This window comes from Staphylococcus sp. HMSC035D11 (assembly GCF_001836075.1).
In the GTDB taxonomy this organism is placed as follows: domain Bacteria; phylum Bacillota; class Bacilli; order Staphylococcales; family Staphylococcaceae; genus Staphylococcus; species Staphylococcus hominis.
On sequence record NZ_KV827278.1, the window covers coordinates 134,088 to 135,145 of the forward strand.

Below are 1,058 nucleotides of genomic sequence, written 5' to 3' on the forward strand. Positions count from 1 at the left end.
TGTTTGGCTTTTTCTCTTATCCCATTTCGTGTTTGTTCGCTGATGTTGTTCGATTCCATTTCTGCTAGACTCATGAGTATGTTTAAGCGAAAGCAATCAAACTCTTTAGACAAATCAAAATATCCATCGTTAACACTGATGATTGTGACGTGATGCTTTTTACAAATTTCAAAGAATTGTATAGCATTTTTGAAATTACGATGGAGCCGATTTAGCCGATAGCAACATAATACTTTACACTCTCCAGATGTAATCACTTCTACCATTTTTTGATAGCCTGAACGCTTTGTATGTCCACCTGTTTTTTTATCATCATAAAATGTTACATTGGACCATCCATGTTGCTTAGCAGTGTCTATAATGAGGGATTTCTGAGTCGCTAAGCTTTGTTGTTTGAGTGTACTTTGACGTACATAAGCAATGGCTTTTTCCATTTTATACACCTCCATAGAGATAATATATGTTTATGAATGAATTAAAATGAAAGGTCCAACGTGTTAAAAGCACGTTGGACCGCAATCTCAGTTATCACGATTTAACTCTTCAACAACTAAGTTAGCTAATACTTCAATTAACTCATCCATTTCATTCACTCCTATACAATTTCATCTTTAAGTTACTAAAAAGGTATTGAGAAGTGGTCATTAAAGATCAGCTAACTCATCATTTTGCTTTTTCCATAACTTAAAATTCTCTTTGTTATCCGTATTAATTTTAGGTTTAATAGGTTCGGCATCTTTAGTTAGACCAAAAATAGACGCATGGTCTGAATCTAGCTTTAATTGGTAAAAGACAAGCGACTGTTTCTTGCCATTGTTATCTTTGACTGTTCGTTTTTTCGTAATTCGATCACGGTCAGATTCGATAAATCCCTTATCCTTTAGTGCATTCACGACATTATTAACATCTTGGAAGTGATGCTCTGCCAACATATTTTTAAATACAGACGCAATGATTTTGACTTCGATATAATCATCTTTTAAGGCAATTAGTCCATAGTTCTCCATCATATTCTTTAACGCTTTGTCATCAGAAAACTTACCACGGTTTTGTGCTAC

Annotated in this window: 1 protein-coding gene and 1 pseudogene; both read right to left on the reverse strand. The window is 34.1% G+C overall.

The genetic code is table 11. The features are described from left to right. Positions 1-434: recombinase family protein (locus HMPREF2647_RS09130; protein WP_141756759.1), on the reverse strand; the 434-nt coding region annotated here is incomplete at its 3' end. Positions 435-644: 210 nt separating this feature from the next. Then, positions 645-1,058: pseudogene (locus HMPREF2647_RS09135) on the reverse strand (hypothetical protein); the annotation flags it as partial.